Genomic DNA, 6,579 nt, shown 5'->3' on the forward strand with positions numbered 1-6,579 from the left:
CCTCAACGAGCCCTTCGTCCACACCGTCTTCGGCTACGCCCTCGGCACCCACGCCGCCCTCAGCCGCCTCCGCACCACCCTCGACACCATCGCCCCCTGACCGACTCCCCCCGCCCATCCACCACGCCGCACCAGGAGCCGACGAGCCGACGAGCCCGACGTCCCGCTCCCGCGTCTCCCTACTCCTCGCCCTCGACCGACCCGCGGGCGAAGCGGGCGCTCCAGTCGGCGAGCAGGCTCCGCAGCGCGTCCGGGGCGAGCACCCGGAACTCGGCGCCGAGCGAGCCCAGGGCCATGGCGGGCCAGTCGAGCGAGTCGGCGGTCATCCGCAGCCGGCAGCGGTCCGGGGTGACGGGTTCCACGGTGGCCCAGCGGCCGACCCTGGCCCGGACGTGCTCCGCCGGCGACTCGATCAGGGCCTCCACCAGGTGCGGCCTGGGTATGCCGTTGAGGCCCGCGCGGACGAACTCGGCCGCGTCGGCGGCCGGGAGGGTGCGCGGGGCGAAGCGGGCGCCGCTGCCGGAGGGGCCGGTGAGCCGGTCGAGGCGGAAGGTGCGCCAGTCGGCCCGGTCGAGGTCGTACGCGACCAGGTACCAGCGGCGGTTCAGGCAGACCAGCCGGTGCGGTTCGACGTGCCGTTGCGTGCCGCGCCCGTCGGCGGCCGTGTACGAGAACCGCACCCGCTCGTCGTCCCGGCAGGCGAGCGCCACCACCGTCAGGATGTCCGGGTCGACGCCCGCGCCCGTCCGCGTCCCCCAGTCCACCGGGACGGTCACCGCGCGCAGCGCCTCCACCCGCCGTCGCAGCCGGGCGGGCATCACCTGGACGACCTTCGCCAGCACCCGCACCGAGGCCTCGGCGACCCCCTCCACCGGGCTCTCGGCCGCCGCCTGCAGCCCGACCGCGAGGGCCACCGCCTCCTCGTCGTCGATCACCAGCGGCGGCAGCGCCGCACCCGCCGCCAGCTGGTAGCCGCCGTCGACGCCGCGCTGCGCCTCGACGGGGTAGCCGAGTTCGCGCAGCCGGTCGATGTCGCGGCGCAGGGTGCGGACGGAGACGCCGAGCCGGTCGGCCAGTTCGTCGCCCGGCCAGTACCGGTGGGTCTGGAGCAGGGAGAGCAGTCGAAGCGTCCGGGTGCTGGTGTTCGCCATGCGTCGATTCTCCCGGGATTCAGGACAGGAAGTGGCCGCAATGGTCCGTAACGTTGTTCTTGTCCGAGGGAGCAGGACCCGAACGAAAGGCCTTGACGATGACCACGACCTCCGCCGCCCAGAACCTGACCGGCGAGCGCGCCGACCTCCTGGAGGCCCTGGAGAAGCAGCGGCACTTCCTGCGCTTCACCACCCGCGACCTCACCGACGAGCAGGCCGGCCTGCGGACCTGTGCGAGCGAGCTCTGTCTGGGCGGCCTGATCAAGCACGTGACCAACGTCGAGCGGATCTGGGCGGAGTTCATCGTGCAGGGCCCGTCCGCGATGCCCGACTTCACCAGCTGGACGGAGGAGGACGTCGCCCGCCGCGCGGACGAGTTCCGGATGCTGCCCGGTGAGACGCTGGCCGGCGTCCTCGCGGACTACGCCGAGGTGGCCGGCCGCACCGACGAGCTGGTGGCGGTCCTCCCCGACCTGGACGCCACCCAGCCGCTGCCGAAGGCCCCCTGGTTCGAGGGGGACGCCCGGTGGTCGGCCCGCCGGGTGCTGCTGCACGTCGCCAACGAGACCGCCCAGCACGCCGGTCACGCCGACATCATCCGGGAGTCGTTGGACGGCGCGAAGAGCATGGGCTGAGCCCGGCCCGCGGCACGGCGGCGGGGCCCTCGGCGACATCCGAACCCGATGGGCCCCCGCCGCCGTCCTCAGGCCCGCCCGACGAAGGTGAACCCGGCCCCGTCGACCACGCCGCGGACCAGGGCCTCGTCCAGCGGCTGCGCGGAGGCCACGGTGACCCGGCCGCTCGGCGCGTCGGCACTGACGTCGGTGACGCCGGGCAGGACGGCGAGCCCGGCGCTGACCGTCTTCTCGCAGTGGCCGCAGCTCATGCCGTCGACGGCGAATACGGCGGTGGTGGACATGACGGCGCCTCCGATGGCGTTCCGGACGGGACGGGCTCGACCCGGGCGGATCGAACCCGACGCGTCGACTCCGACGAACCGACCCGGACGGGTCGACCCGCCCGCCCTACGACACCCGATTCCGACGGCGCCGCCCAGGGACACGCCGCCCGGGTGACACCATCGAGCGGTTCCGGGAACCGCCCGGGCGTCCCGTCCGACTGGGCCCGTGCCGTGGCGCGCGCCACGTCCTGAACCGCCGCCGCGCCCCGTCCCGTTCCTCCAGGTACCACCCTTTCGCACGACCGGGCGACGGCCCGGCCGACGATCGGCCGGGCCGTCGCCCGCCGATCCCGTCCTGGAGCACCTCCGCCATGTCCACTCTGGCCCCGATCCACGACCGACCGGACACCACCGCCCTCCCGATGACCCACGACGCCCTGCGCGGCGAGTCCGCCCGCCTCGCCGAGGCCGGTCGCGCGCACCCGGACGCGGCGGGAGCGGGCCGTTGAGGGCGCTCGCGCGGCTCCGCCGCCGCAAGCCCCGGCACGGCGCCCTCGCCCTCGCGCTGGCCGCGGCGCTGACCGCCGGGCTGCTCTGGTGGCAGCCGTGGAGCGACGGGGACGGGGACCGGCTGGCGTTCACGACCGCGTCCGGCGGCTCGGCCCGCTTCGGCACCGGCGAGCGCCTGTACCGCTACAAGGTGCGGGTGGAGGACGGGATCGCGGAGAGCCCGGCGCAGTTCGCGGCCGAGGTGGACGCCGTCCTGGGCGATGTCCGGCGCGGTTGGGCGGCCGGCGGCACGGTCTCGTTCCAGCGGGTGCCCGCGGACCCGGTGGACTTCACCGTCTACCTGGCCACCCCGAGGTCCACCGACCGGATCTGCGGCCAGTACGGGCTGGACACCGGCGGCTGGGTGAACTGCGGCGTCACCCACCAGGTGGTCATCAACCTCAAGCGCTGGACCGAGCTGTCCGAGTTCTACCAGGGCCGGCCCGAGCTGTACCACGCGCTCGCCGTCAACCACGAGGTCGGCCACATCCTCGGCAACGGCCACGTCGACTGCCCCGGCCCGGGCGCCCCGGCGCCGGTGATGATGCAGCAGATCAAGGGGCTGCACGGCTGCGTCCCCAACGGCCTGCCGTACTCGGACTCCGGCACCCTGCTCACCGGCCCGCCCGTCCAGGCCCCCACCGACGCGCCGTGACCCGCCCGCGCCCGACCCCCGTACCGGGGCCGCGTCCGGAACACGGATAATCCTGGTCGGACCGGACGCCCCCGCACCGCGCGACCGGTCCCGCCCGTGTCCGCTGCCGGTCCCGGTGCTGTCCGCGGTCGGTGCCGGTGGAGGAGAAGCGTTGAACGGTGTGCCCGGCGGGGAGATCCTGGACTGGCCGGTGCTGCTGGAGGCCGCCGAGGCGGCCGCCCGGGCGACCGCGGGCCGGGGCCGGGTGGCGGACTACATCCCGGCGCTCGCCACCGCCGACCCGGAGGCCTTCGGCATGGCCGTCGCCACCGTCGACGGGGAGCTGCACGGCGTCGGGGAGTGGGAACGGCCGTTCTCCGTCCAGAGCGTCTCGAAGCTGTTCTCGCTCGCCCTCGCGGTGGCGTACGGCGGCGACGCGCTCTGGCAGGGCGTCGGCCGCGAGCCGTCCGGCAACCCGTTCAACTCCCTGGTGCAGCTGGAGACCGAGCACGGCATCCCGCGCAACCCGTTCATCAACGCGGGCGCCCTGGTGGTCACCGACCGCCTCCAGACCATGACCGGCGACGCCTCGGGCGCGGTACGGGAGTTCCTGCGCCGCGAGTCCGGCAACCCGCTGCTCGACACCGACCCGGTGGTCGCCGCCTCGGAGGCCGAACACGGCCACCGCAACGCCGCGCTGGCCCACTTCATCGCCAGCCACGGCAACCTGCAGAACCCGGTCGAGACCGTGCTGGAGCACTACTACGCCCACTGCGCCGTGGCCACCAGCTGCCGCGACCTGGTGCTGGCCGGTTCCTTCCTCGCCCGCTACGGCGTGCGTGCCGACGGCACCCGGCTGATGTCCCGCAGCGAGACCAAGCGGATCAACGCCGTCCTGCTCACCTGCGGCACCTACGACGCGGCCGGCGAGTTCGCCTTCCGCGTGGGCCTGCCGGGCAAGAGCGGCGTCGGCGGCGGCATCCTCGCCATACTCCCCGGCCGCGCCGCCGTCTGCGCCTGGGGCCCGCGCCTGGACCAGGCCGGCAACTCCGTCGCCGCGGTCGCCGCCCTGGACACCCTGACCACCCTCTCCGGGTGCTCGGTGTTCTGAAAGCACGCACGGAGAGAACGCGGGCCCCGGCCGTCCGCACAGCGACCGGGACCCGCGGGTCCGATGCGGGCGCCCCGCTCCCGGGGCGCCCGCCGCGAGGGGCCCTACTCCACCGTCACGCTCTTCGCCAGGTTGCGCGGCTTGTCCACGTCGCGGCCGAGGGCGACGGCGGCGTGGTAGGCCAACAGCTGGAGCGGGATGTTGAGCAGCAGCGGGTCCAGTTCGGGCTCGCTCTTGGGCACCAGGATGCAGTGGTCCGCGAGCTTCTCCTCCGGCCGCCGGTGGGCGACGGCGATGATCCGCCCGGAGCGGGCCTTGATCTCGCCGAGCGTGGTCAGGTTCTTGTCCAGCAGCTCGTCGTCCGGAACCAGTGCCACGGTGGGCAGTTCGGGGCTGATCAGCGCCAGCGGGCCGTGCTTGAGCTCGCTCGCCGGGTAGGCCTCGGCGTGGACGTAGGAGATCTCCTTGAGCTTCTGCGCGCCCTCGCGGGCCACCGGGAAGCCGCGCACCCGGCCGATGAACATCATGCCGGTGGAGTCGGCGTACTCGGCGGCGAGCCGGGCGATGGCCTCGCTCTGCTCCAGCACCTCGCGGATCTGGTCCGGCAGCGCCTGGAGCGCCGAAACGATCCGGCGCCCGTCGGCGGGCGACAGGTCGTGGATGCGCCCGAAGTGCAGGGCGAGCAGCGCGAAGGCGACCACGGTGGAGGTGAACGCCTTGGTGGAGGCGACCGAGACCTCCGGACCGGCGTGCAGGTAGATACCGCCGTCACACTCTCGGGCGATAGCACTGCCCACGGTGTTGACGACGCCGAGCACCCGCCCGCCCTTGCGCTTGACCTCCTGGACGGCGGCCAGCGTGTCGTAGGTCTCGCCGGACTGGCTGACCGCCACGTACAGGGTGTCCGCCTCGATCACCGGGTTCCGGTAGCGGAACTCCGAGGCCGGCTCGCTGTGCGCGGGGATCCGGGCCAGCTCCTCGATCAGCTGCGCGCCCATCTCGCCCGCGTAGTAGGCCGATCCGCAGCCGAGGATCTTCACCCGGCGGATCTCGCGCAGCTCCCGGGCGTCCAGGTTGAGGCCGCCGAGGTGCGCGGTGGCGAAGCGCTCGTCGAGCCGGCCGCTCAGGGTGCGCTCGACCGAGCCGGGCTGCTCGTGGATCTCCTTGAGCAGGAAGTGCTCGAAGCCGCCGGTGTCGTAGGAGTCGACCTCCCAGTCCACGGTGGACGGCTGGCGGTGCGTGGTGCGGGCGTCCGCGGTGAAGGTGCGGAAGCCGTCGGCCCGGACGGTGGCCAGCTCGCCGTCCTCCAGGTGGACGACCTGGCGGGTGTAGCGGACCAGCGCGGAGACGTCCGAGGCCGCGAACATCTCCTTCTCGCCGATGCCCAGCACGATCGGGCTGCCGTTGCGGGCGACCACGATCCGGTCCGGCCGCTCGCCGTCGAGCACCGCGATGCCGTAGGTGCCGACCACCCGGGCGAGCGCGGCCAGCACCGCGTCCTCCAGCTCGACGCCCTCGGCGACGTTCGCGGCGATCAGGTGGGCGAGCACCTCGGTGTCGGTCTCGGAGCGGAACACCGCGCCGTCGGCGGTGAGCTTGGCGCGCAGCTCGTCGGCGTTCTCGATGATGCCGTTGTGGACGACGGCGATCCGCTCGGCGTTGTCCAGGTGCGGGTGCGCGTTGGCGTCACTGGGGACGCCGTGGGTGGCCCAGCGGGTGTGGCCGATGCCGGTGGTGCCCTTGAACCGGGCCGGCACGGCGGCGGCCAGGTCGGCGACCCGCCCCTTCACCTTGCGGAGCTTGATCCCGCCGCTGCGCCCGGTGACGGCGACGCCGGCCGAGTCGTAGCCGCGGTACTCCAGCCGCGCCAGCCCCTCCAGCAGGAAGGGGGTCGCATCCTTGGGGCCGATGTAGGCCACGATTCCGCACATGCGTGGTCTCCTCTTCGAGGTCTTCAGAAGGTCGGGAACGACGGCTCAGCCGTAGACGATCCGCCGCAGCTGGCGGGCCGAGAGCTCCGGCGCCGAGACCCGGCGCTGCGGCAGCTCCTCGGCGAGCCGGGCGAAGATCCGCTCGTTGGTCAGTCCGCGCGCCTGGAGCTCGGTGTGGCGGCGGCGCACGTAGTCCTCGGTGCTCTCGGAGAAGTACGCCAGCACCTCCGCCACGACCCGCGCCGCCTCCCGGGGCCCGAGCGGGCTGGTCCGGGTGAGGTGGGCGAGGAGGTCTTCGTGGG

8 protein-coding genes are annotated in these 6,579 nt (G+C 73.9%); 4 read left to right on the plus strand and 4 right to left on the minus strand.

The features are described from left to right. Nucleotides 1-179: 179 nt before the first annotated feature. Complete coding sequence (locus tag ACIQOV_RS20980) at nt 180-1,151, minus strand: helix-turn-helix transcriptional regulator (RefSeq protein ID WP_401050532.1); 972 nt, start codon at nt 1,149-1,151, stop codon at nt 180-182. A 98-nt stretch (nt 1,152-1,249) separates the two neighbouring features. Here ACIQOV_RS20980 and ACIQOV_RS20985 point away from each other — a divergent pair, with 98 nt between their 5' ends. Beyond that, complete coding sequence (locus tag ACIQOV_RS20985; RefSeq protein WP_401050534.1) at nt 1,250-1,786, plus strand: DinB family protein; 537 nt, start codon at nt 1,250-1,252, stop codon at nt 1,784-1,786. 68 nt (nt 1,787-1,854) lie between these two features. On the opposite strand, the gene ACIQOV_RS20990 is transcribed toward ACIQOV_RS20985, so the two are convergent. Continuing rightward, on the minus strand, nt 1,855-2,070 hold the full coding sequence (locus tag ACIQOV_RS20990; protein ID WP_359898470.1) for a heavy-metal-associated domain-containing protein: 216 nt from the start codon (nt 2,068-2,070) through the stop codon (nt 1,855-1,857). Between the two features lie 353 nt (nt 2,071-2,423). Here ACIQOV_RS20990 and ACIQOV_RS20995 point away from each other — a divergent pair, with 353 nt between their 5' ends. The 3 genes from ACIQOV_RS20995 (at nt 2,424) to ACIQOV_RS21005 (ending at nt 4,346) form a co-directional block, all read left to right on the plus strand. After that, complete coding sequence (locus ACIQOV_RS20995; RefSeq protein ID WP_401050538.1) at nt 2,424-2,561, plus strand: hypothetical protein; 138 nt, start codon at nt 2,424-2,426, stop codon at nt 2,559-2,561. Beyond that, nucleotides 2,558-3,256, plus strand: a complete 699-nt coding sequence (locus ACIQOV_RS21000) for a DUF3152 domain-containing protein (RefSeq protein WP_401050541.1) — start codon at nt 2,558-2,560, stop codon at nt 3,254-3,256. Before ACIQOV_RS20995 ends, ACIQOV_RS21000 begins: the two co-directional genes overlap by 4 nt. Before the next feature lie 178 nt (nt 3,257-3,434). Then, nucleotides 3,435-4,346, plus strand: a complete 912-nt coding sequence (locus ACIQOV_RS21005) for a glutaminase (protein WP_380540712.1) — start codon at nt 3,435-3,437, stop codon at nt 4,344-4,346. A 104-nt stretch (nt 4,347-4,450) separates the two neighbouring features. On the opposite strand, the gene glmS is transcribed toward ACIQOV_RS21005, so the two are convergent. Both glmS and ACIQOV_RS21015 read right to left on the minus strand, forming a co-directional pair. After that, complete coding sequence (gene glmS, locus ACIQOV_RS21010) at nt 4,451-6,277, minus strand: glutamine--fructose-6-phosphate transaminase (isomerizing) (RefSeq protein ID WP_401050544.1); 1,827 nt, start codon at nt 6,275-6,277, stop codon at nt 4,451-4,453. A gap of 45 nt (nt 6,278-6,322) precedes the next feature. Then, nucleotides 6,323-6,579: hypothetical protein (locus ACIQOV_RS21015; RefSeq protein ID WP_401050546.1), on the minus strand; the 257-nt coding region annotated here is incomplete at its 5' end.

The sequence above is a fragment of the Kitasatospora sp. NPDC091257 genome (genome assembly GCF_044757675.1).
In the GTDB taxonomy this organism is placed as follows: Bacteria; Actinomycetota; Actinomycetes; order Streptomycetales; family Streptomycetaceae; genus Kitasatospora; species Kitasatospora lactacystinica.

Bases quoted from the DNA above. Each gene is read 5' to 3' on its own strand.
- ACIQOV_RS20980 (WP_401050532.1), bottom strand. From the start codon at position 1,151: ATGGCGAACACCAGCACCCGGACGCTTCGACTGCTCTCCCTGCTCCAG.
- ACIQOV_RS20985 (WP_401050534.1), top strand. From the start codon at position 1,250: ATGACCACGACCTCCGCCGCCCAGAACCTGACCGGCGAGCGCGCCGAC.
- ACIQOV_RS20990 (WP_359898470.1), bottom strand. From the start codon at position 2,070: ATGTCCACCACCGCCGTATTCGCCGTCGACGGCATGAGCTGCGGCCAC.
- ACIQOV_RS20995 (WP_401050538.1), top strand. From the start codon at position 2,424: ATGTCCACTCTGGCCCCGATCCACGACCGACCGGACACCACCGCCCTC.
- glmS (WP_401050544.1), bottom strand. From the start codon at position 6,277: ATGTGCGGAATCGTGGCCTACATCGGCCCCAAGGATGCGACCCCCTTC.